This is a genomic window from Microbacterium sp. SORGH_AS_0421 (assembly GCF_030818635.1).
Classification (GTDB): domain Bacteria; phylum Actinomycetota; class Actinomycetes; order Actinomycetales; family Microbacteriaceae; genus Microbacterium.
This window is the reverse complement of record NZ_JAUTAO010000001.1, coordinates 1028777-1051351: the sequence shown is the minus strand read 5'-3', so window position 1 is coordinate 1051351 and position 22575 is coordinate 1028777. Positions and strand designations below refer to the sequence as shown.

18 protein-coding genes are annotated in these 22575 nt (G+C 67.3%); 15 read left to right on the top strand and 3 right to left on the bottom strand.

Going from position 1 to position 22575, the window contains the following annotated elements; genetic code table 11:
- Positions 1–52 precede the first annotated feature (52 nt).
- The 10 genes from rpsF to QE416_RS04895 all read left to right on the top strand — a co-directional run bounded on the left by rpsF (position 53) and on the right by QE416_RS04895 (position 7707).
- Positions 53–445, top strand: a complete 393-nt coding sequence (gene rpsF, locus QE416_RS04940; protein WP_058622540.1) for a 30S ribosomal protein S6 — start codon at positions 53–55, stop codon at positions 443–445.
- Between the two features lie 5 nt (positions 446–450).
- Entirely contained in the window at positions 451–978 is a 528-nt protein-coding gene (locus QE416_RS04935) for a single-stranded DNA-binding protein (protein ID WP_251509016.1), read from the top strand.
- A 101-nt stretch (positions 979–1079) separates the two neighbouring features.
- Positions 1080–1334: a 30S ribosomal protein S18 gene (gene rpsR, locus QE416_RS04930; RefSeq protein WP_055832386.1), complete on the top strand. Its 255-nt coding sequence runs from the start codon at positions 1080–1082 to the stop codon at positions 1332–1334.
- Between the two features lie 10 nt (positions 1335–1344).
- Positions 1345–1797 (top strand): 50S ribosomal protein L9, encoded by a 453-nt coding sequence (gene rplI, locus QE416_RS04925; RefSeq protein WP_307314040.1) that lies wholly within the window; start codon positions 1345–1347, stop codon positions 1795–1797.
- Between the two features lie 226 nt (positions 1798–2023).
- Positions 2024–3394, top strand: a complete 1371-nt coding sequence (locus QE416_RS04920) for an adenosylhomocysteinase (protein WP_307314038.1) — start codon at positions 2024–2026, stop codon at positions 3392–3394.
- Positions 3391–4695 (top strand): amidohydrolase family protein, encoded by a 1305-nt coding sequence (locus QE416_RS04915; RefSeq protein WP_267788757.1) that lies wholly within the window; start codon positions 3391–3393, stop codon positions 4693–4695. The genes QE416_RS04920 and QE416_RS04915 overlap by 4 nt, the downstream gene beginning before the upstream one ends.
- Positions 4685–5116 carry a cupin domain-containing protein gene (locus tag QE416_RS04910; protein WP_307314035.1) on the top strand — a complete coding sequence of 144 codons (432 nt, stop codon included), beginning with the start codon at positions 4685–4687 and terminating at the stop codon, positions 5114–5116. Before QE416_RS04915 ends, QE416_RS04910 begins: the two co-directional genes overlap by 11 nt.
- Before the next feature lie 113 nt (positions 5117–5229).
- Positions 5230–6096 (top strand): ABC transporter substrate-binding protein, encoded by an 867-nt coding sequence (locus QE416_RS04905; protein ID WP_307314032.1) that lies wholly within the window; start codon positions 5230–5232, stop codon positions 6094–6096.
- 4 nt (positions 6097–6100) lie between these two features.
- On the top strand, positions 6101–6967 hold the full coding sequence (locus tag QE416_RS04900) for an amino acid ABC transporter permease (protein ID WP_307314030.1): 867 nt from the start codon (positions 6101–6103) through the stop codon (positions 6965–6967).
- Complete coding sequence (locus QE416_RS04895) at positions 6964–7707, top strand: amino acid ABC transporter ATP-binding protein (protein WP_307314028.1); 744 nt, start codon at positions 6964–6966, stop codon at positions 7705–7707. Before QE416_RS04900 ends, QE416_RS04895 begins: the two co-directional genes overlap by 4 nt.
- A 188-nt stretch (positions 7708–7895) precedes the next feature.
- On the opposite strand, the gene QE416_RS04890 is transcribed toward QE416_RS04895, so the two are convergent.
- Together QE416_RS04890 and QE416_RS04885 are read right to left on the bottom strand one after the other, a co-directional pair.
- Positions 7896–9593, bottom strand: coding sequence for a chaplin family protein (locus QE416_RS04890; protein ID WP_307314026.1), 1698 nt, complete (start codon positions 9591–9593; stop codon positions 7896–7898).
- A 78-nt stretch (positions 9594–9671) separates the two neighbouring features.
- Positions 9672–10730, bottom strand: a complete 1059-nt coding sequence (locus tag QE416_RS04885; protein WP_307314024.1) for a hypothetical protein — start codon at positions 10728–10730, stop codon at positions 9672–9674.
- 591 nt (positions 10731–11321) lie between these two features.
- Here QE416_RS04885 and dnaB point away from each other — a divergent pair.
- The 3 genes from dnaB (at position 11322) to QE416_RS04870 (ending at position 18046) form a co-directional block, all read left to right on the top strand.
- Complete coding sequence (gene dnaB, locus QE416_RS04880) at positions 11322–12689, top strand: replicative DNA helicase (protein WP_103207564.1); 1368 nt, start codon at positions 11322–11324, stop codon at positions 12687–12689.
- A gap of 44 nt (positions 12690–12733) precedes the next feature.
- Positions 12734–14212: an ATP-binding protein gene (locus QE416_RS04875; RefSeq protein ID WP_307314023.1), complete on the top strand. Its 1479-nt coding sequence runs from the start codon at positions 12734–12736 to the stop codon at positions 14210–14212.
- A 678-nt stretch (positions 14213–14890) separates the two neighbouring features.
- Positions 14891–18046, top strand: coding sequence for an ATP-binding protein (locus tag QE416_RS04870; protein ID WP_307314020.1), 3156 nt, complete (start codon positions 14891–14893; stop codon positions 18044–18046).
- A gap of 43 nt (positions 18047–18089) precedes the next feature.
- On the opposite strand, the gene QE416_RS04865 is transcribed toward QE416_RS04870, so the two are convergent.
- On the bottom strand, positions 18090–18356 hold the full coding sequence (locus QE416_RS04865; protein WP_307314017.1) for a hypothetical protein: 267 nt from the start codon (positions 18354–18356) through the stop codon (positions 18090–18092).
- 788 nt (positions 18357–19144) lie between these two features.
- Here QE416_RS04865 and QE416_RS04860 point away from each other — a divergent pair.
- Both QE416_RS04860 and QE416_RS04855 read left to right on the top strand, forming a co-directional pair.
- Positions 19145–20797 carry a zf-HC2 domain-containing protein gene (locus tag QE416_RS04860; protein ID WP_307314014.1) on the top strand — a complete coding sequence of 551 codons (1653 nt, stop codon included), beginning with the start codon at positions 19145–19147 and terminating at the stop codon, positions 20795–20797.
- 247 nt (positions 20798–21044) lie between these two features.
- Positions 21045–22301 carry a hypothetical protein gene (locus QE416_RS04855; protein ID WP_307314012.1) on the top strand — a complete coding sequence of 419 codons (1257 nt, stop codon included), beginning with the start codon at positions 21045–21047 and terminating at the stop codon, positions 22299–22301.
- Positions 22302–22575 lie beyond the last annotated feature (274 nt).

Here is a 22575-nt window from a genome sequence, read left to right as displayed (position 1 = left end):
CCTGCTGCCGGGAAATGCCCGTCAGCCGTTCTAGTCCGAAGGAGGTGGGTTAGTGACGCACCAGTACGAACTCATGGTCATCTTCGATCCCGAGGTCGACGAGCGCCAGGTCGCTCCGAAGCTCGACGGATTCCTCAAGGTCATCACGGCCGATGGAGGAACCATCGACAAGATCGACATCTGGGGCCGCCGTCGTCTCGCCTACGAGATCCGCAAGAAGAACGAGGGCATCTACGCCGTCGTCAACTTCGTCGCGACCAGCGAGGCCACGAACGAGCTCGACCGTCAGCTGAAGCTGAACGAGCAGATCATGCGCACCAAGGTCCTCCGTGCCGAAGAGGCGATCGCTCAGGTCGCCGCCGAAGCCAAGCGCTCCGAGGAGAAGGCCGCTCGCAAGGCTGCCGCTCCCCGCAAGGTCGAGTCCGCCGAGAAGGCTGCGAAGTAACGACGATGGCCGGCGAAACCGTCATCACCGTTGTGGGCAACCTCACGGCCGACCCCGAGCTGCGGTACACGCAGAACGGGCTGCCGGTCGCGAACTTCACCATCGCGTCGACTCCCCGCACGTTCGACCGTCAGGCGAACGAGTGGAAAGACGGCGAGGCGCTGTTCCTGCGCGCCTCGGTGTGGCGCGAATTCGCCGAACACGTCGCCGGTTCGCTGACGAAGGGCAGCCGTGTCATCGCGACCGGTCGCCTGAAGCAGCGTTCCTATCAGGACCGCGAGGGCAACAACCGCACCTCCATCGAACTCGAAGTCGATGAGATCGGCCCCTCGCTCCGCTACGCGACCGCCCAGGTCACCCGAGCCGCCGGTGGCGGTAACGGTGGCGGCGGTGGTGGCGGTCAGCGCGCGCAGGTGCAGCAGTCGAACGACGAGCCGTGGTCGACCCCCGGCTCGAACAACGGCGGCGGCAACAACAGCGGCGCTGACGCGTGGAGCACTCCCGGCTCCTACGGCGACGACACCCCGTTCTGATCTTCGCCCCGCTCTCGAGCGAGACGACCCCCGAAATTCCGGATGCCGTGCCCCGGTCCTCGTGACTGGAACGGCGTCCGAACCACACGAAAGAAGGAAGCATGGCTGGAAAGGCCACTGGCGACCGCCGCAAGCCGCGGAAGGGCGCAAAGAACGCAGCCCCCGCGAAGGCGATCCGCGTCGGCGTCATCGACTACAAGGACGTCCCCACCCTCCGCAAGTTCATCTCGGAGCGCGGCAAGATCCGCGCCCGTCGTATCACCGGTGTCTCCGTGCAGGAGCAGCGTCTGATCGCCCGCGCCATCAAGAACGCGCGCGAGATGGCTCTTCTGCCCTACGCCGGCGCCGGCCGCTAAGGAGCACCCGATGGCAAAGCTGATTCTCACGAATGAGGTCACCGGGCTCGGTAGCGCCGGTGATGTTGTCGAGGTCAAGAACGGGTACGCCCGTAACTACCTCATCCCGCAGGGCTTCGCCGTGTCGTGGAGCCGTGGTGGCGAGAAGCAGGTCGCGTCGATTCGCGCCGCTCGCGAGTCCCGCGCGATCCACGACCACGAAGATGCTGTGGCCCTGAAGAACTCGCTCGAGTCGAACACCGTCAAGCTCGCCGTCAAGGCCGGCAACGAGGGTCGTCTCTTCGGTTCGGTCAAGCCCGCCGATGTCGCCGACGCCGTCAAGGCCGCCGGTCTCGGTGAGCTCGACAAGCGCAAGATCCAGATCACCTCGGCGATCAAGTCGGTCGGCCAGCACGAGGCGACCGTTCGCCTGCGTGACGACGTCACCGCCGTGATCACCCTTCAGGTGGTCGCCGCGAAGTAATTCGCGACGCACGATTCGGCCCCGCTCCTGCTTCGGCAGGGCGGGGCCTTTTCGTGTTTCCTGGGGCGGGGCGGCTGATCCCGCCGCGAGCGCCGGGTGCGTCCCCGGGCGGGGCGCTTCCCGAGGTGAGGCCGGGGGCGGTTCGGGGTGGGTTCGCCGGGCGCATGCGACGACGGAGGGCCCGACTGTCCGAAGGTGCGAGCCCGGCGACCCTAGGCTGAGTGCCGTGACCGACCCTCGCGCACCCGAGCGCATCGTCCGCCGTTTTGCGCGCTTGTCGAACCTCATGATCGCCGGGCGCCCGTTCGCGGTGACCGGGACCGGTGCCGATGCCCTGCATGATCTGCTGGCGCGGCTCGGCGGCATCCCGAGCCCGATCCCGGATTCGGGGCGCATCGAGTTCGACCTGGATGCCGATCGCGTGCTGCTCGACGGCAAGCCGCTGCCCGAACGCGGAGACGCCGCCGGACGCGTCGCCTTCGCACGGCAGCACATGCCCGTCGCCGCCGCCCTTGCTGAGAGGCTCGACCTGACCGGTCTCCATGTCGGTGTGGCGATGGTGCTGGAGCCCAAGACCGCGGTGCTCTCGCTTCTGCTGCGTGAGCGGGGTGCCGAGGTGTCGGTGTACGCGCATCCCGACGAGACCGACGTCGCGGTCGCAGACGAGCTTCGAGCTCAGGGTTTCGCCGTGACCGCAGACCCGGCGCTCGCGGGGCCGGACGAGCGCGCCGAGGCGCTGGCCTTCCTCCGCGCGGGGCTCGACGTGCTGCTCGACGACGGGGCGCACCTGGTCCGCCTCGCGCACGAAGACGACCCGGCGCTCGTGGACGGGTGGATCGGTGCGTGCGAAGAGACGACGAGCGGCCTCACGCCCCTTCGTCGGATGCAGGATGCCGGCACCCTCCGCTGCGCCGTGATGGCGGTCAACGACGCGCGCACCAAGACGATGTTCGACAACCGCTACGGCACGGGGCAGTCGTGCGTCTTCGCGATCGCCGACCTGCTCGAGGAGCGGGGGATCGCGCTGACCGACCAGCCCGCGCTCGTGCTCGGCTACGGGCCCGTCGGTCGGGGAGTCGCGGCGCACCTGCGCGCGCTGGGGGCCGAGGTGCGCGTCGCCGAGACCGACCCCGTCCGCGCGCTCGAGGCGCGGCACGACGGGTTGGTCACCGGCCGAGCGCTCGAGCTGGCCGGGGGCGCGCTGGTGGTCTCGGCGACGGGCGTCCCCTCGACGGTGACGCCCGAGATCGCCGCCGTCGCGCGCGTGATCGCGGTCGCCGGAGGAGTGCCGGGAGAGGCGTCGGACGCGGGCGACGCGCTCGTGCTGGGCGGCGGGGGAGCGGTGAACATCACCGCCGCCGAGGGCAACCCCATCGAGATCATGGACCTGTCGTTCGCCGTGCAGCTCGCGGCCCTGGGGGAGCTGCTCGAGCGGCGTCCGGAGCCCGGTGTGCACGCGCTCGGCCCCGAGGTCGACGAGCTCGTCGCCCGGACGGCGCTGGCCGTGCGAGGTGCGGGGATCGACCCGCCGCGCGACCTCGATCCCGACGGTGTGGACGACTGGCGTTCGCCCCGCTACCGGGACTCCCGCTCATGAGTGTCGTGCTGTACTCGGCAGCGCTCGTCGTCCCCGTGACGGCGCCGCCCATCCCCGGCGGGGCCATCGCGGTGGCGGGTGGGCGTATCCGCCACGTCGGCGACCGCGAGTGGGTGCGCCACGAGCTGAGCGCGCGCGGCGTCGCGTTCGACGAGGTGCACTGGCCGGGGGTGCTGACCCCGGGACTCGTGAACGCGCACTCGCACCTGCAGTACACGGGCATGGCCGAGGTCGGTCGGGGCTCGTACGCGGGCTTCGACGACTGGGACGACGCCTTCACCCCCGTCTATCGCGCCGGTCACGACTGGGCGGCGGATGCCAGGGCCGGCGCTCTGCAGATGATCGCGGCCGGGACCACGGCGGTCGCCGACATCGTCACCGACGTCGAGGCGGCCTCGGCGCTGCACGACGCACGCCTGCACGGCATCACCTACTGGGAGGTGATGAGCTGGACGAACGCGGCGTGGGCCGAGCGCGGTCGCGCCGAGGTCGAGGCGCGGCTCGACGCCCTGCCCTCGCCCCCCGGGACGGGGCTCTCGCCGCACGCGCCCTACTCGCTCGACGTCGAGCCGCTGCTCGAGATCCCCGACATCGTGCGCGAGCGCGGGAGTCGGCTGCACCTGCACCTCGGCGAAGCGGCCTTCGAACGCGAGCACGGCGAGGCGGTGCCGTGGCAGCTGCACCGACCCGCGAGCTTCCGCGCCCTGCGCGACGAGGGCTTCGGCACGGGGGCGACGGAGTTCGTCGATGAGCTCGGCGTTCTCGGTCCCGACTGCCATATCGCGCACGGGGTCTACATGACGGCACGCGACCGGGCGATCCTGCGCGCACGCGGGACGACCGTCGCCCTGTGCCCTCGGTCCAATGCCGTCATCGGGCTCGACGAGCCGCCGGTCGCCGCGTATCTGCTCGAGGGCAACGCGCTGGCCGTGGGCACCGACTCGTTGGCATCCAGTCCCTCTCTCGACCTCTTGGCCGACGTGTCGGCGCTTCACCGCATGGCGCGCGCGCAGGGGTACGCGAACCGCGACCTGTCGGAGCTTCTCCTTCGCGCGGCGACCCTCGGCGGAGCGCACGCGATGGGGCTCGACACCGGGCCCGCCCGAACCGGGTACCTCGCCGTGGGGGCGGTGGCGGATCTGGCGTTCTTCGACGTGCCGGTGTCGGAGGTCGATGACACGATCGAGCGCCTCGTCGTCGACGGCGAGGGGCGTGCCGCCGCCACCTTCATCGACGGCGAGGTGCGCTCGGCATCCGCCGCCTTCACCCGAGAGACCGGAGTATCCGCCGATGACCGCTGAGCGTCCCGCCACCGCCGTCCTGCTCGATCTCGAACCGCACGCCGAGGGCGGCTGGTTCCGCCGCATGTGGACGGGGAGCGTCGAGGTCGAGACGCCCGCCGGCACGCGGCCCGCGGCCACCTGCATCCATTACCTGCTCACCGCGGGAGAAGAGAGCGCGTGGCACGTCGTGACCAGCGACGAGGTGTGGCTCTGGCACGGGCCGGGAGCCCTCGAGCTCTCGCTCGGCGGCAGCGGCGACCAGCCCGGAGACGCCCGCACCGTGACGCTCGGACCCGACCTCGCCGCGGGGCACGTGCTGCAGTACACCGTGCCCGCGGGGGTCTGGCAGGCCGCCCGGCCAGCGGGGAGCGCCGAGGTCGTGGTCAGTTGCGTGGTGTCTCCCGGCTTCAGCTTCGCCGATTGGCGCCTCGCCGAGTAGTCGCTTCCCGTGTCGCCAGGTTTCACCGGCGACATCCCCGAAACATGCGCTCGGTACGCTGTGCACATCACAGCACTCCGGGGATGACCCCGATACGTCCACGAGGAGAAATCGTGACCGCTTCCGCACGCCTGCGCCGCGTCGCCGCCCTGACCGCCCTGGCCGCCGCCACGGTCGTCGCCCTGACGGCCTGCGCGTTCGCCCCCTCCGGCTCCGACGCCGGCGCCGCCCCCGCGACCGAGGGCGCCCTGCAGACCGTCGCCGCGGGCAAGCTCACCATCGCCACCGGCGAGCCCGCCTTCTCGCCCTGGGTCGAGAACGACGACCCCGCGTCGTGCGAAGGCTTCGAGGCCGCCGTCTCGTGCGCCGTCGCCGAGAAGCTCGGCTTCACGAACGACGACATCGTGTGGGTGCGCTCGAACTTCGACAGCGCGATCGCCCCGGGCCCGAAGGACTGGGACCTGAACGTGCAGCAGTTCTCGATCACCGAGCAGCGCAAGCAGGCCGTCGACTTCTCGTCGCCGTATTACACGACCACCCAGGCGGTCGTCACCACGGGCACCTCGCCCGCGGCCTCCGCCACCACGGTCGCCGAGCTGAAGAACATCCCCGTGGGCGTCATGAGCGCCACCACGAGCTACCAGGTGGCCGCCGAGCAGCTCGGCACCGGCAACCTCAGCGTCTTCAACTCGAACGACGATGCCGTCGCCGCCCTGCAGTCGGGCCAGGTCGACGCGATCGTCGTCGACCTGCCGACCGCGTTCTACCTCGCCGGGGCCGTTCTCGACAACGGCAAGGTCGTGGGTCAGCTGCCCGACTCCTCGGCCGGTGGCGACGAGCTCGCCTACGTGCTGCCCAAGGGCTCGGCGCTGACTACTCCCGTCAGCGACGCGATCGACGCGCTCCGGGCCGACGGCACCCTCGACCAGCTGCAGCAGAAGTGGCTCGGCGGCACGGCCGCCGCGCCCGTGCTGAAGTAACTCCGTGGCATCCCCCTCATCCGACACCGCGTGGCGGCCGAGCGAGCTCGAACTCGCCCGGCGCGCCACGCGGCGTCAGCAGTCGACGAAGTCGGTGCTGATCGCCCTGATCAGCTCGGTGGTGTTCGTCGTGGTCGTCGGGTGGGCGATCCTGTCGAGCCCCGGTTGGGAGGACGTGCGCCGCAGCTTCTTCGACCTCGACATCGCGATCAAGAGCTTCCCGTCGATCCTCGCGGGGCTGTGGGTCAACATCCAGGTGCTCATCGTCGCCGCGCTCGCCGTGGCGGTGCTCGGCACGACCCTCGCGGTGCTGCGCTCGCTGCGGGGTCCGGTGTTCTTCCCGCTGCGCGCGCTGGCCACGGTGTACACCGACCTGTTCCGTGGCATCCCCCTGCTGATCGTGCTGTACCTGGTGGGCTTCGGCCTGCCCGCACTGGGCGTGTTCGGGCGGGTGCCGGTGGTGTTGTGGGGAACCATCGCGATCGTGCTCACCTACTCGGCGTACATCGCCGAGGTGCTGCGCGCGGGCATGGAAGCCGTGCACCCCTCGCAGCGGGTCGCCGCCCGCTCGATGGGCCTGACTCACAGCCAGACGCTGCGGATCGTCGTGATCCCGCAGGGCGTGCGGAAGGTCGTGCCGGCGCTGATGAACGACTTCGTCTCGATGCAGAAAGACGTCGGCCTCATCTCGGTTCTCGGAGCGGTGGATGCCGTGCGCGCGGCGCAGATCTCGGCGGCCGAGTACTACAACTTCACGCCGTACATCGTCGCGGCGCTGCTGTTCGTGGCCATGGCGCTGCCGATGATCCGCCTCACCGACTACGTCTCGGCGCGGTTGGCGAAGCGCGAACAGATGGGCGGGATCGTATGAGCGTCCTCGATGTCCGCGGGGTGCGGAAGGCGTTCGGAGACCATGTCGTGCTCGACGGCATCGACCTCGATCTCGCCAAGCACGAGGTCGTCGTGCTGATCGGGGCCTCGGGTTCGGGCAAGTCGACGCTGCTTCGCACCATCAACCTCATCGAGCGGGTCGACGACGGACAGATCCTGCTCAACGGCGACGATCTGACCGACCCGACCATCGACCAGGATTCCGCCCGGTCGCGCATCGGCGTGGTGTTCCAGCACTTCAACCTCTTCCCGCACCTGCGCGTGATCGACAATGTCACGCTGGCGGCGCGGAAGGTGCACGGGATGCCGAAGGCCGAGGCCTACGCGCGCGGCACCGAACTGCTCGAGCAACTGGGTCTCGGCGCGAAGGCGCGGGAGTTCCCAGATCGCCTGTCGGGGGGCCAGCAGCAGCGCGTCGCGATCGTACGCGCGGTGATGACCGATCCCGAGCTGCTGCTGCTCGACGAGATCACCTCGGCCCTCGACCCTCAGCTGGTCGGCGAGGTGCTCGACCTGGTTCGGGTTCTTCGCGACCGCGGCTCGACCATGCTCATGGCGACGCACGAGATGTCGTTCGCGCGAGAGGTCGCCGACCGCATCGTGTTCATGAAGGGCGGGCGGATCGTCGAGCAGGGCACTCCCGCGCAGATCCTCGATGCTCCGCAGAGACCCGAGACGATCGCTTTCCTCGAGCGCGAGCGTCGGGGCGGCGCGCTCTAGCCTGAGCGAACCGGCAGCCCTGTGTCGGTCGACGGGCCAGTCGACGGCCCGACGAGCTCAGCCGTCGACACCGGACCGTGAGCCGGTGCGAGGGTTCGCGCCTGCCCCGGCCCGGGCACGCCGCGACACCGGATGCCGGCCCGAGGGCGTGGCATCCGGTGTCGCGTTCTGTGGTTGAACGCTCCGGATCAGGCGATCGAGCGGCGGCGACGCAGCAGCAGACCGGCTCCGAGGAGCAGGGTCAGCAGACCTGCGATACCGAGCCCGGCGGCCGTCGAGCCGTCCGTTCCCGTCACGGCGAGGGCGCCGCGTGCGGTGCCCGTTCCGGTGGCAGCGAGGGCGCTGACCGAACCGACCGAGGCGGGCGAGCCTGCCACGGTGACGGTGCCGTTCGTGCCGTCAGTGCCGTTCGTTCCCGGTGTTCCGGGCGTTCCGGGGGTGCCGGGCGTTCCGGGCGTTCCCGGGGTTCCGGGGGTGCCGGGGGTGCCGGGCGTTCCCGGGGTTCCGGGGGTGGTGGGCGTTCCGGTGGTGGAGTCGGTGGTGGTGCTGTCACCGATCACCGAGACCGCGTTGCCACCGATGGTGACGGGGATGTTGATCGGCAGGCCGATCACGTTGCCGCCGCCGATGCTGCCGGTGCCATCGGTGCTGGTGCCGCCGGTCGAGCCGGTGGTGCCGCCGGTGGTGGTGGCGTCCTTCGAGGTGCTGTCGCCGATGCCGGAAACGGCGTTGCCGCCGATGGTGACGGGCGCGTTGATCGGCAGGCCGATCACGTTGCCGCCCCCGATGGCGTCGGTGCCGTCCGTGCCGGCGTCACCGGAGCCGCCTCCGGTGGTGCCGCCGGTGGTGGTGGCGCCGTCGGTGACGCTGTCGCCGATGCCCGAGACGGCGTTGCCGCCGATGGTGACGGGCAGGCCGACCGGGAGGCCGATGACGTTGCCGCTGCCGATGCCGTCCGTGCCGTCGGTGACGGTCGTGCCGGTGCCGGTCGAGCCGGTGGTGCCGCCGGTGGTGGTGGCGCCGTCGGTGACGCTGTCGCCGATGCCCGAGACGGCGTTGCCGCCGACCGTGATGGGCACGCCCACCGGGAGGCCGATGACGTTACCGCCGAGGATTCCGTCCGTTCCGTCGGTCACGGTGCTGCCGGTCGAGCCGGAGCCGCCCGTGGTGCCGCCGGTGGTGTCGGCGTCGTTCGAGACGCTGTCACCGATCACCGACAGGGCGTTGCCGCCGACGGTGACGGGCAGGCCGATCGGGGCGTCGATGACGTTGCCGCCGAGGATTCCGTCGCTGCCGTCCGTGACGGTGCTGCCGCCGGTCGAGCCGGAGGTGCTGCCGCCGGTGGTTCCGGCGTTCTCGGTGCTGCTGTCACCGACCACCGAGATCGCGTTGCCCCCGACCGTGACCGGGGCCTCGATCGAGATGACGCCCTGGTTGCCGCCGACGATGCTGTCGCTGCCGTCGGAGCTGGTGTCCGTCGCGGAAGCCGCAGCTTCGGGCGCGGGCGCCGAGGTGTCGGCATCCGTGCTGCTGCTGTCTCCGATGACCGAGACGGCGTTGCCGCCGACCGTGACGGGGACGTCGATCGATACGAGCCCCTGGTTGCCCGAGCCCACGCCGTCACTGCCATCGGTGATGGTGACGGGAGCGGGAGCGGGGGCGGCGGGAGCGGAGGTGTCGGCACCTTCGCTGCTGCTGTCTCCGATCACCGAGACGGCGTTGCCGCCGACGGTGACCGGAAGGTTCACCGAGACACCGACCTGGTCGCCCGAGAGCAGACCGTCGACGCCTGAGGTGTCTGCGGCATTGGCGATGCCGGCTCCGAGGACGGCGAGGCCGCCTCCGACGAGCGTGCCCAGAAGGACACGCGAGTAGATCTTGCGCATGAGAGTTTCTCCTGTAGATGAATGAGGGTGCGCGAAAGCGCGGGGTCGTCTGCCGTGCGATGCACGGTGCGACCGTCCTCAGTCAGGAGAGACGTCGGTGCCGAAGACCGGGGTGCCGGGCAGATCGTCGTCGACGACGTTCCGGCGGTCGAGAAGAAGCGGAGCGGCGAAGAGCTTGCCGCCGTCGGTTGTTGCGGCGTTCGCGCCGCCCGCGCCGGAGTTTCCGGATGCCGAAGAGCCCGAGCCCGTGCTGGCGCCCAGGTCGACGTGAACGTCGGTCGGCAGGGCCTGGAGAGCGTTCTGTGCACTCGCGAGGGCCGCGGGGGCGTCGCCGCCCGTGGCGGCCGCGAAGAGCGTTGCTACCGGGCCCGAGGGGGGCGTGCGGGGTGACGACGAAACCGGGGAGGGACCCGTCGAGGGGGTACCGGGCACTGTCGCAGCAGAGTCTGCCGCCGCCTCGACCGGCAGGGGCTCGAGGGGTAGCGCGTCGACGATCGGGGGGGTGGCCTCGCCGCCGGGATCCGTCGGGATGCCCGGAATCGCGGGGATCACGGGAGAGATCGGGGGGAGGGTGCCGACGATCACGGGGAGCGCCGCGTCGACCGCGTCGGTGACACCCGAGATGAGATCGTCGAGGCCGACCGCGTGGACGACATCACCGACGACGGGGACCGACTGGACGGTCTCGACCACGGGGGTGACGACCCCGCCCACGACGCCCGAGCCGGCGATGTCGGTGACCGCGTCTCCCGCGGTGCCGACAGTGCCGCCGACGGTGGTGTTCGCGGTGTCGACGACCTCGGAGACGGTGCTCGACACCGTGTCCGTGGTGGTCGTGACCACCTCGGCGACGGGGGCGGGTGCGACGTCGGTGACGACTTCGGTCACGGGAGCGACGGTCTCGGTGACGTGCTCGACCGTGGGTGAGACGACGGTACCGACAACGTCGTCGACGGTGTCGGTGACCTGGTTGACCGTCGAGCCGATCGTGCCGAGCAGTCCGCCCGAGCCGTCATCCGCCGAAGCCGGGGAGGCCGAAAGAGCGACCGAGAGAGCTGCGGCTCCGAGGGCGGTGGACACGCCGACGAGGAGCAACCGCAGCAGGTGCGGTGCCCCCCGATCGGACGCGTTCTCCATGATTCGCCCCCCAAAGGTGAATCTCCGAAACTCTTGGGCGGCGACGCTACGCCGCGATTCACCCGGGGGGAAGGGGGCGGGTGAAATCTAGGTAGTTCCCTGGGAACGGGCTGGTGACGGGCGACACGCCGGGCGGTGAAGAAAAATTTGACAGCGAGGGCCTTTGGTCGATACGCCATCGGCGAGTTATCCCCCGAGTTGTACACATGTGAATGCTTCTCGAGGGAACCTTCAACGTTCACTTCACACGGGATTTCCCCAGGAAACCTGTGGATAGATAAAACCCAGATCAGAGCCCTGTAAATACTTACAATTCGGACCCATCCACCGAGTTCTCCACAGCACTTGTGCACAGATCTCGCGGCGTTTCCCGCAGGCTCTCCACAGAGTTATCCACAGGCTCGTTTGCGTGTGGAGAGCGTGGTATCTACCGTGGGTGCAGCCCCTCGGGCAGCTGAATCACGTTGCCGCGCGCGTCGATGTCGGACGTCGGTGATTCCATGCTGCCGAGGCCGCCCCGAGCCCCGTTTCCGCGAACGCTTCATGCGCGCGCGAGGCCCGGTCAGGGGTGCCCGAACTGAAGGAGAGCCCGTGTCGATCGCCGATATCGCCGAAGAACGTCTCGGAAAAGCGCCGCGCCCCGAGCGCACGCCCCCGCACGACACGCTCGCCGAGCAGAGCGCGCTCGGCGGCATGCTGCTGTCGAAAGACGCCGTGGCCGATGTGATCGAGTCGTTGCGAGGCCCCGACTTCTACGTGCCGAAGCACGAGCTGATCTTCGAGGCCATCCTCACCCTGTACTCGCACGGCGAGCCCACTGACGTCGTCGCCGTCACCGACGAGCTGATCAAGACGGGCGAGCTCCAGCGCGCCGGGGGAGCGGACTACCTGCACACGCTCACCTCGATCGTGCCAACCGCCGCCAACGCCGGCTACTACGCCTCGATCGTCGCCGAGCGCGCGATGCTGCGCCGCCTGGTCGAGGCCGGTACGCGCATCGTGCAGATGGGCTACGCCGGCGAGGGCGACCCGGTCGAGCTCGTCAACAGCGCCCAGGCCGAGATCTACAACGTCTCGGGCGATGACAGCGCCGAGGACTACATCCCCCTGACGACGGCGGTGGATGCCGCGGTCGAAGAGATCGAGGCCGCCCGAGGCCGCGACGGTTCGATGACGGGCATTCCCACGGGCTTCGCCGGCCTCGACCAGCTCACCAACGGTCTGCACCCCGGCCAGATGATCGTGCTCGCCGCACGCCCCGCCATGGGTAAGTCGACCCTCGCGCTCGACTTCGCCCGCGCCGCCGCGATCAAGTCGAACGCCCCGTGCATCTTCTTCTCGCTCGAAATGGGTCGCAGCGAGATCGCCATGCGTCTGCTCAGCGCCGAGGGCCAGATTCCCCTGCAGAGCATGCGTAAGGGAACCCTCGACTCGCGCGACTGGACCACGGTGGCCTCCACCCGCGGTCGCATCAACGACGCGCCCCTCTACATCGACGACAGCCCCAACATGACGCTGGTCGAGATCCGCGCAAAATGCCGTCGTCTCAAGCAGCGCGAGGGGCTGAAGATGGTGGTCATCGACTACCTGCAGCTGCTCACGAGCGGTAAGCGCGTCGAGTCGCGTCAGCAGGAGGTCAGTGAGTTCTCGCGTGCGCTGAAGCTGATGGCGAAGGAGCTGCAGGTTCCGGTCATCGCCCTGTCGCAGCTGAACCGTGGTGCTGAGCAGCGCGCCGACAAGAAGCCAGCCCTGTCGGACCTTCGTGAGTCGGGCTCGATCGAGCAGGATGCCGACATGGTGGTGCTGCTGCACCGCGAGGCCGCCTACGAGAAGGACTCACCTCGTGCGGGTGAGGCCGATTTGATCGTGGCGAAGCACCGTAACGGTCCGACGGATACGATCACGGTGGCGTTCCAGGGGCACTATTCGCGGTTCACGGATATGGCGCCGGGGATGTGATGCAGGCGAATGATAAGTTCTTGCGGTTCTAGGTTGACGGGTAGATGGCCGGGCTGACTGAGGACCAGAGCCTGCTCGCGAGATTGTGCGCCGCTCCCTCTGAGGCGCCGTGGCTTGAGTTCAAAGAAAACAATGTCGAGCCTCGCGAGATCGGCGAATACATCTCTGCGCTGGCAAACGCGGCGGTTCTGGCAAATCGAACCCACGCCTACATGGTTTGGGGTGTGCGAGACGCCGACCACGCAGTTGTGGGTACATCGTTCGATCCGTTGTCTGCCAAAGGTGCGGGGAACGAAGACTTGATCCCGTGGCTCGCGCGCGGGCTCGACCCTCAGGTCTACTTCCACTTCCGAAAAATCGAAACCGGCGGCGGTGTGGCCGCCGTCATCCTCGAAATTGATGCGGCCCGGTCTCGTCCGATCGCGTTTCGGTCGGATCGTTACATACGGGTCGGGAGCTACAAGAAGAGTCTTCGCGACTACCCGGAGCATGAGGCGCGACTGTGGGAGGCGTTTAGGGGGACCACTTTCGAGACCGGTGCTGCGAAGTCGGGACTCAGTGACGAGGAAGCCATCGGGCTCATCAGCCACGGTTCGTACTTTGATCTCTTACGGCTCCCGCTTCCGGAGACTCGCCGCGGCGTCGGGGATCAGCTTGCGGCCGAGGGGTTCTTCGTTCGATCTGAGTCAGGCACATCCGTCACAAACCTCGGAGCGCTCCTGTTCGCTCGCGATCTTGGACGGTTCCCTTCGGTGGCCCGTAAGGCGACCCGGTTGACGGAATACCGGACGGCGTCGCGAGCTGCTGCGGTGCGCAGTCAGGACGGGCAGCGGGGTTACGCGGCGGGGTTCGAGGGGCTCATGGAATACATGTCCGCACTCCTTCCCCGCGAAGAGATCACTGTGGGAGGGCTTCGGCACGAAGTGCCGCGCTACCCAGACCCTGTGATTCGCGAGCTCGTGGTCAACATGCTCATCCACCAGGACCTCACGATCTCAGGCAGTGGTCCGATGATCGAGATCTTCCCCAATCGGATCGAGTTCACGAACCCCGGCGAACCGCTCATCAACATCCGTCGCTTCCTCGGGGGAAGACCCCCATCCCGCAATGAGGCCCTCGCGTCCTTCATGACTCGGGCGAGGATCTCTGAAGAACGTGGTTCGGGTTGGGAGAAAATTGCTACCGAAGTTGAGCTTCATCAACTGCCCGCGCCGAAGATCAGCGTTGAGGCAAGGCACACGAAGGTCACGGTCTTTGGGCCGCGCAGCTTTGCGGAGATGACTCGCGAAGAGCGCGTAGACGCGATCTACCTGCATGCTCAACTCCGCTACGCGTCCGGCGAGCCCACTACTAATTCTTCCGCCCGCGAACGGTTCCGAATCGCTGACGCGAATAGTGCGCAAGTGTCGCGAGTTTTGCGCGATGCGCTAGCAGCTGGACTCATCGTGATCGAGGACCCGACGGCGGGCGCAAAGAGTCGGCGGTACTTGCCCTTCTGGGCGTTGAGTGATGGGGATCAGTGACTCTTGTTTGACGCTCGCGGCGCCTGGTTGGTACCGATCCCCGCGGCCTACTCTAGATAAGACCCTCTGATCAGCCATTTGTCATCATCTTGGCTGGTCCCACTTGTTTGACCGGTGTTTGACTGGGGCTGTTGTGGGATGGCGCGGCATCCGCCTTCGACGCGGTTGAGAGCCGGCGTGGGCTCGGTGAGGATGGCGCTCGCGGGTGTCGTCGAGAAGACGGTCGGGTTTCCGCGCGCTCATCGGTGGCGACGCAGCCGTCGGGATTGCGGATCGGCGACCTGATCGGCATCGAAGGCACGCAGCTCAATCTGATCGAGAATCCCGGCCCCTCGCCGTGAGCTGCGCGCTTGAGAGAATCGCACTAGGTGGCGTTGGAACTCGTCGACATCCTTCCGGTTCTGATCGGCGCGCTGCCGTGCCGCGATCAAGGCCGGTGGTGGATTGCCCGCGACGGAAAGCGTGTCGAGGTGATGTGCGGGTGACGAAGTGGGGGCTGGTGCGAAGCGGGGTAGCGTGAGGCGCTGTGGCGATGAGCCCTGCTCGAGACGTCACATGCATGCGAGTGTCGGGGCTTGCCCGTCGCGAAACTTTTGGCGAGCGTGCAGCCAGGGGGAGGCGAGAATGAGCGGTTCTGGGGGTGCGGATAGCACCGCGGGCTTTCGGTATCAGCATCTTGTGACGATCGAGGCGCTGCTCGATCAGTTCGACGCAAACCCCGAGGGTGATTGGCTCGTGGGCGTCGATGTACGCGGACAGGACTCTGCGGACTTCGCTGTCCTGCCTGCCCCCGGCGCCGAACCTCAGCGCGCCGTCCAGGTCAAGGCATCATCGCCGACATCATCGACACAGCTGACGCTTCCTAGTGTCATTTCCATTCTGTCCGCGCTCTTCGTGGAGCATCCTCACAGCGCGCAGTACGAAATCCGCACCAATCGTCGACTCACCGGTCCTGCGTCCCGCGTCGAGGCTTCGCTAAGAAACGGCAAACCGGTCGACGGATTGGATACCAGCCGTGCTCGTCTCTCGATTCTCCGAGTTGCCGAGGACGAGACGATCGAATCGCTCTCCGCGTGTTTGCGTGCGCGTGTCCTCAAATATCGCGCCGGCGTGCACGCGGAAGTCGCGGGAAACATCACACAAATGGTGATCTCACGCATGCGGGACCTCGTTGATGAAAAAGCGACTTCTGCGCAAGACCAGTACATCACCGCGCAGATGGTGGGGGAGATCCTCAGACTTCCCGGTCAGCAGCTGGCGCAGGTTTCGGGAGGCCGGCAGTTCGGTCGGATGCTGGGCGTGCCGGTCGGCGAGGTTATCAGGCGTGGCGTCGTGGACGATTTTTTGGACAGCCATCTAATCGGCGCGTCGGCCGCCACTCCTCAATTGGCGGTTGTAACCGGCCCTTCAGGCGCGGGGAAGTCCAGCGCGGTGAGCGCCTGGGTGACGCAACGAAGTGAACGGTACTTCTGTGTCGTCTGGCTGTCCGCTGGGTCCGAACAGCTCTTGCAATCGCAGCTCCCCACGCTCCTCGAGCAACTTGGTGAGTCGTGGGATTCGACTCGGCCAGCGTCGGAGGCACTCCGGGAGACCCTCAGCCGGATACCGTTCCCCTGGCTGCTCGTCCTTGACGACGTAGCTTCGTTGGAGGCCGTCGCCGACTGGATACCACTGTCCGGATACGGCGACGTGGTCATAACCTGTCAGGACAGCACGTGGCCCCGCTCGCACGCGCCATCTCTCCGAATCGACGGTTTCACCGAGAGCGAATGTGCCGCATTGATCTCTCGCAGGCTCGGCAGCCGCGCGAATTGTGCGCCGCTTTCATCGGAGAGCGCCGAGAGGTTGGCGGACGCCATGGGGCGGTGGCCACTTGCGCTCGATATGGCGTGCCACTGGATAGCCCGTCGCGGCGGAGACCTAGGAAACCTCAACGCCTATCTCGACCGTCTCGATGAGGTCGATCTCAACGAGAAGCAGTCCGTGCCGGTTTACTATCCTCGGACTGCTGTCGCGGCGATTTTGATGACGTGGGACGAACTCAGTGAGCCTGCTCGCACCATGCTCGTAATGGGCATCCTGTGCGGAGGCGAAGACGTCCCTCTTCAGGCGCTCGGTCACGCGTGCAGCCACCTTCCCGGGATAGGCGAGTTCGAGCTCGAAAGCGTTCTTGCCGAGCTTGCGAGCGCGTCGATCATCACACGGTTTAGAAAGGACTCGCGTGGCCTCGGGGCGACAGAACATGACCGCATCGCGGTCCACGATTCGCTGCTCCTCGTCAGCGAGGGTCGCCTCGCGTATCCCGCCGCATACTTGAAGCTGCTGAACGATGTTCTGGCCAAACAGTTGAAAGAATTGCGTGAGATCGGACGGGTCCAGGCGGCGGTGTCTTACCTGCCCGCCAGCGTCAGCGTGCTGGCGAAAGCTGCCGTGGTCGCGAAACTCGATGAGCAACTTCCCTTTGCTCCTGCGATGCATAACGCCGGCGATCTGCTCCTCCTGACTGGTTCTCCAGCCCATGGAGCGGTCTGGCTCCGTCAGGCCGTGCGGGTGTACGCGGCGCGTATCGAGGCGAATGTCGAACCCGATCCGGTCCTTATTGAGTACTACCTGGCCAGCGCCGCGAGGTTCACGGTCGCACTCCTGCAGATCCCCCGCATCGACCTTGTGGAAGGCGTCGTACTGGATATCCTTCCGGTCGCGGAGAAATATCGAGAGTCTGCTCGCACCCTTTCCGCGCACGCCGCGCTCAGTGCGTTGGAGGATGCTCTCGTGCGGACAGGCTCTGCAGGCAATGATCTGGAGAAGCGGCTGCGACTTCTCCAACTCGAGTTCCGAGACGACGACGATCGCGTACTTCCCGGAACGGTTTTCGATCACTGGGTGATGAGCCTCGCCGCCGCTGCCGACGCAGCCGCGACTTCAGCGCGCCAGGAGCGGTGGAGCGAGGCCCTGGATTCGTTCCTCGTGGCAGCGAACGCAGCTCAGGATAAAGGGGTGTTGCAGTACGACATTGTGGAGACCGGCATCACCGTGGGGACCGCGCTGGTGGCGAGTTTGCGGCAACGGGGACTAGCCAAGAGGCCGGTGAGGTGGAGCGCCGCCTGGGGTCGCTTCATGGAATGGCGGGGTGCGCTTGAGAATGTCGCCGCGCATCAGCAGGCTCGTTTCCAGATTCTTAGAGGGCTCGTGGATGCCGACCCTGACCTCGCTGAGCTTAGGCAGTCGCTGCTCGTCATCCAACAGCATCAGAACGCGCCATTGCGGCCGACGGACGTGGAGATCTGGCGTGCTCAACTCGCGCTTGTCGAAGAGGAACGGGTGCAGCGGCTGCCGTGGCAACCATTACGAGGAGACCACCTCGAGGACATGAACATCCATGTCTTCCGCACTCGCGATGGTGGAGACGAAGTCCTGGTTTGGTTCTTCCTCACCGCAACCGGGCCGCCGGGAGCGGCCTTTTTGAATGTCAGCGCGACGATGAACAGCGGCCGTGGCTGGGAAGATCCACAGCCGGCAGCGATGGAGGCGGCGGGGTTTCCGCGATTTGCTCCTTCGCAGTCGGTGCCCGCAATTGCCGAAGGGTGGACGGCCGTCATCGACGACAACGAGTTGACCGTCACTGATGCTGACGGCATCCCGTGGCTGAGAACCGATCATCGGGGGGACCACACTCCAGCAGGCTGGCACGGCCGCGTCCGCGAGGCTCGCTATCTTCACCTCGTCTACGGTGACGTCGGTGATTTTGCTTCCCAGCGACTCGACGAATTTCTGCACCAAGCCCTCGTTCGAGTGCGTCGGAAGGGGTGGCGCTGGTGGCGCAAGCGATTCTGACCAATTGTTCACCTTCGAGCAGGATGACCGGGACGAGCACTGACTAATTCTTCGCCGCGGCGACGTCACGCTTGAATCCTTCCTTCTCGCCGCCCTCGACCCCGCGAGCAGCTCGTTCATGTGCAGCATCCGGGTCGACAACGTCGATGAGCGGAACCGGCGCATCACTTCGGCGGGTGTCGTCGAGAAGACGGTCGGGTTTCCCGCGCGCCATCCGGTGGCGACGTGGCTGTCGGGATTGCGGATCGGGAACCTGATCGACATCGACTTCATGCAGTTGAACCTTTTCGACAGTGGGGCAGACGGCCACTCTCAGCTACATGGTCAAGGTCAACATCAATGTGACCGCCAACGACAAGCACGTCAACGTCGTCGTGGGCTCCGCGGACGTACCCCCCCCGGCGTGACCCCGCCGACGTCTAACTGCGTCACGGGCACCACCGATCCGGATTGCACGACGACACACACTCCCGTCGTTCCAACCACACAGCACCTCGCGGCCACGGGACTCGACGAAGGCTGGAAGCCGCTGGCAGCGGGAGGATCCCTCGCGCTGCTGATCGGCGTCCTACTTCTGGCCTCGTACCGACAGCTCCGGCGATCATGACCCGCCGCTAGCACTGCGCTCATCTAGCGCGCCAGGAGAGTCGTGTTGCCACAGCACCTTGTCGTAGCAACACGACTTTCCCAGAGGGGGTAGACCTACAGACAAGAGTGGCCCCACCCGGGTAGCGGGTGGGGCCACTCTTCGGAGGAGTCAATGGATGGGCACGTGGTCATGCAGGCGAGGAAGGAGCCTGCACGGGTTCTGTGCGGGGAAGAGGATGCCGCGGGAGTGACGCATGGGTCGCTCGTCATGCGATGGATCGACGATCAGGATCTCTACCGCGAGCACGTCCCACAAAGATTTCGGCCCTTGCTAGGCTCGTGCTTTTGGTTCGAAGGTGAACGGGCGGAGGTCGTATGTCGGAAAGTGAGCCGAGCGACCGATCCCTCATCGCTCGAATTCGGCAGGGGGACGACGAGGCTGTCGCTCTCCTGTGGCGTCGGCACCGCCTGCCCGTCACGAAGCTCGCTGCGGTGGTGTCATCCCACTCCATGGCGGATGATCTCTCGTCGGAGGCATTCGAGCGGACCATTGCCGCATTGCGTCGAGGTTCGGGCCCGGACGAACTCGTCCGCCCTTACCTGTACACCGTCGTGCGTCATCTCGCATCGAGAGAGCACCGCTACAGGCAGCATTTCGTCGACGACGTAGAGCTCGATTCCGTCGTCGGAGATATAACCGACGGCGACCCGGCTGCCATGATGGCGTCTCGCTTCAGTGCGTCCACGCTCGGGCGGGCCTTCCGAACCCTGCCGGAGCGCTGGCAGGCCGTGCTCTGGTACGTGGATGTCGAAGGTATTCCCCCGCGCCGGGCTGCTTCCGCCATCGGGTTGAAGCCGGGGGCGACGTCCTCTTTGCTCTACCGCGCTCGACGATCATTGCGGGCGGCCTGGATGCAGGCTCACCTCGAACTCGAACGGTCCCCGGAGGAGTGCCGCAGGGCCCTCGCCGTGTTCGGTGCCGTCCAGGAAGGCACCGCGTCCGCTCGAGATCGACAGGCGTTCGAGAACCACGTGACGACCTGTCGCCGTTGTTCGGCCCTCGTTGACGAGGCGCGCGCCGTCGTGGGGCTTCTGCCGTCCTTGCTGCTGCTCGTCGGAGGAGCCGCGGCCGTGGCAGCAGCGGGCACGAGCTTCGATCGTGCCGTCGTGGCGCAGAGATCCTCGAGTGGGCGTGCAGTCAGCTCTCGACGATCGTTGGCCATCGCCGCGTCGATCGTCGTCCTCGTCGGGGGTGCATCGGGGGCGGGCGCGGCGCTGACGGGGGCCTTCGATTCTTCGGAAGTGTCTGTCGCGGCGAACGAATCGGTGGCTTCGGGACCGCTCCTCAGCGAGGAGCTACCCCACGCCCTCGACACGCCCCTTCCCGAGGAGCCGGTCGCTCCGAAGGCGGATGCCGATGGACCGGTCGTGGTCGAGCTGGATCCACCCGTCCCAGCCCCCTCACGGACGACGCTGACGCTCCCGAATGTCGGCGTCACGCCCGTGGCCGGCTCAGACGTGCCGTCCGGGTCGGAACCGGCGCCGGGACGACACTCCGCCCCTCCTGAATCGACCCCCGAACCGACCACTTCCTCTGCGCCACAGGCCCCGACGGTGGACGATGCGTGGGAGCCCGCGGCGACCGAGGCGCCTGCCATCGAGGGACGAGGAACGCCGGGAACCCGCGTACGCGTTTGGCCCCAGGGGCGACCGGATGCAGCAGCCGAGACCGAGGTACCGGCGTCGGGCCAGTGGTCGATCAAGATCGATGATCTACGACCGACTGATGCGGGGGTAGCCGCGGTGACGATCGACTCCCAAGGGAGGACGTCGACGGTCGTGTCATCCGCGCCCTTCGCGTTCGTCCCGCTCATTGAAGCGCCGGCCGCGGGCACGGTGGTCGGGACGGATCCCGTGGCGTTGATCGTCCGTGGGTGGAAAGCAAGTCCACTCGTCATCCGTCTCGACGGTCGAGAACTCGCTGCCGGTTTGGAAATCCCTGCATCCGGTGTCCTGGAGCGGCGGATCGGTCGGTCGACAATGTCGGGCCTGGTCGGTCTGGCCCCGGGGGTTCACGAGCTTGAGGTCGCCTACCAACGGCTCCACGAGAGCGCCGCAGAAGCGACGCGCGTGACATTCCTCGTCAGGCCTTCTGCGGAGTAGCTGCGTTCGGCAGCCTGCATTCCTTCGGCGCTGACAAGCATTCCGCCGAGGCCGCGGACCAAAGCAGAACTCCCGAAATCTTTTTGGGAGATCGCGTGATGAAACGCGCTGACTCGACTCTTCCAAGCGAGTCCCGCACAGCTTTCGTCGATGCGGGATGCGAGATCAGTTCTGCATTGGAGTCACCGTGACCTTGTTCCCGTCGAAAGTCAGACCGCCCGCATGGACGCGCACGTCGTTGGCCGCTATGGCCGCTATCGCCGTACTTGTCGCCTCCTTCAGCCTCTCGCCCTCGGCGTCGGTGGCCGCGACCGCCCGGGCCACAACGGCATCGATCGACTCTCTCGACTTCACCAGCGCCACGGTGAAGAACGGCTCGTCCGCCGAGATCCGCGGCACCTGGTCGCTACCCGACAACCCCGCTACCCCCGCAGGATTCACACTCACCCTGCCCCCGGAGCTCACGGGCCGCTCGGACGCGTTCCCGCTGGTCGATCCCGCGGGGGCGGTCATGGGCCGCTGTCTCGTGGATCAGGCCACCCTGGACTGCAGTTTCGACGCGGACTATCTGAGTGCGCACCCCGAGAACCTTCACGGAACGTTCTTCTTCTGGGTGACGGTGCAGAACGAAGCCTCGGAGGAAGGGACCGTCGTCTACAACATCGACGGCCACACTCTCAGCGTCCAGGTGGAGCCATCACCTGACCCGGGTCCCGGGACCGGTACCGAGGTGTGCACCCAGGGGTGCGCCTTCACGGGCCGCGACAACGGCAAGTGGGGCCAGTACGACGCCGTCACCGGCACGATCGTCTGGGTCGTTCAGGTGGGGTCGGGTCGGAGCGGATTCTCCGGTGGCGAAACCGTCAAGGTGTCTGATGTCCTCGCAGAGAATCAGGAACTCCTCGGCGAGATGAACGGGGTGCAGTACGCCGAACTGTGGTCGTCGTCTCGCCTGGTCACGGGCGCCAATGGGTGGGAGTTCCCCAGCTACTGGGCGCCCGTCGACCGTTCCACCTACGCGGCGACGCCGGACTCCGTGACGTTCACGGCGGAAGCTGGGCACTACTACGACGTCCGCTTCGCCGCACGCGTCACCGATCAGGGAGTCGCTGGGAGCTACACGAACCGCGCGAACATCAGCATCGGGGCAGGAAACGACGCCTCCGTCACCGGTCAGGTCGTGCGCCAGGGCGGTGGCGGGACGGGAGGCGGCCAGGCTTCGACCCCTACCGTCTCGCCGACCCCTACCGTCTCGCCGACTCCGGCCGTGTCGCCGACTCCGACCGCCTCACCGACCCCCACCGCATCGCCGGTGGCGCCGTCGTCGGCGTCGACGTCCGAACCGATCGGACTCTCGGCCCACACCGGAGGGTCTGCAGCAATGGAGTCACGGTTGATGGGACTGCTCGTCTTCGCGGGGCTCACCGCTCTGGGGGCCGCCATAGCGCTTGCCGCCTTCCTGACCTACCGGTCTCGCGAGCCTCGTCGGAGAAGTGGAAGGTGACGGGTCGTCCACCCCGCCGCCGGCGTCAGTGGGGGATCGTCGGAACGCTCGCGGCCGCGGGAATCGGTGCCATGGTCTTCGGACTGCTCGGCGGCTGGCACAGCGGTACGTCGACCGGGGCACGGGACCTCACCGGAGTCGAGGTCGCCTTCGAGCCGGGGGTGACGCCACCCCCTCTCGCGGAATCGGAGGCCGTCGATGATGAGGGGACGCGTCTGCGCGTCCCCTCCCGGGGGCTCGATGTCGCTCTCGGTTCCTTGGATTCGGTCGACGG

Bases quoted from the DNA above. Each gene is read 5' to 3' on its own strand.
- rplI (WP_307314040.1), top strand. From the start codon at position 1,345: ATGGCAAAGCTGATTCTCACGAATGAGGTCACCGGGCTCGGTAGCGCC.
- QE416_RS04890 (WP_307314026.1), bottom strand. From the start codon at position 9,593: ATGCGCAAGATCTACTCGCGTGTCCTTCTGGGCACGCTCGTCGGAGGC.
- QE416_RS04915 (WP_267788757.1), top strand. From the start codon at position 3,391: ATGAGTGTCGTGCTGTACTCGGCAGCGCTCGTCGTCCCCGTGACGGCG.
- QE416_RS04885 (WP_307314024.1), bottom strand. From the start codon at position 10,730: ATGGAGAACGCGTCCGATCGGGGGGCACCGCACCTGCTGCGGTTGCTC.
- QE416_RS04910 (WP_307314035.1), top strand. From the start codon at position 4,685: ATGACCGCTGAGCGTCCCGCCACCGCCGTCCTGCTCGATCTCGAACCG.
- QE416_RS04895 (WP_307314028.1), top strand. From the start codon at position 6,964: ATGAGCGTCCTCGATGTCCGCGGGGTGCGGAAGGCGTTCGGAGACCAT.
- QE416_RS04860 (WP_307314014.1), top strand. From the start codon at position 19,145: ATGGCGGATGATCTCTCGTCGGAGGCATTCGAGCGGACCATTGCCGCA.
- rpsR (WP_055832386.1), top strand. From the start codon at position 1,080: ATGGCTGGAAAGGCCACTGGCGACCGCCGCAAGCCGCGGAAGGGCGCA.
- QE416_RS04935 (WP_251509016.1), top strand. From the start codon at position 451: ATGGCCGGCGAAACCGTCATCACCGTTGTGGGCAACCTCACGGCCGAC.
- QE416_RS04875 (WP_307314023.1), top strand. From the start codon at position 12,734: ATGGCCGGGCTGACTGAGGACCAGAGCCTGCTCGCGAGATTGTGCGCC.
- QE416_RS04855 (WP_307314012.1), top strand. From the start codon at position 21,045: ATGGCCGCTATCGCCGTACTTGTCGCCTCCTTCAGCCTCTCGCCCTCG.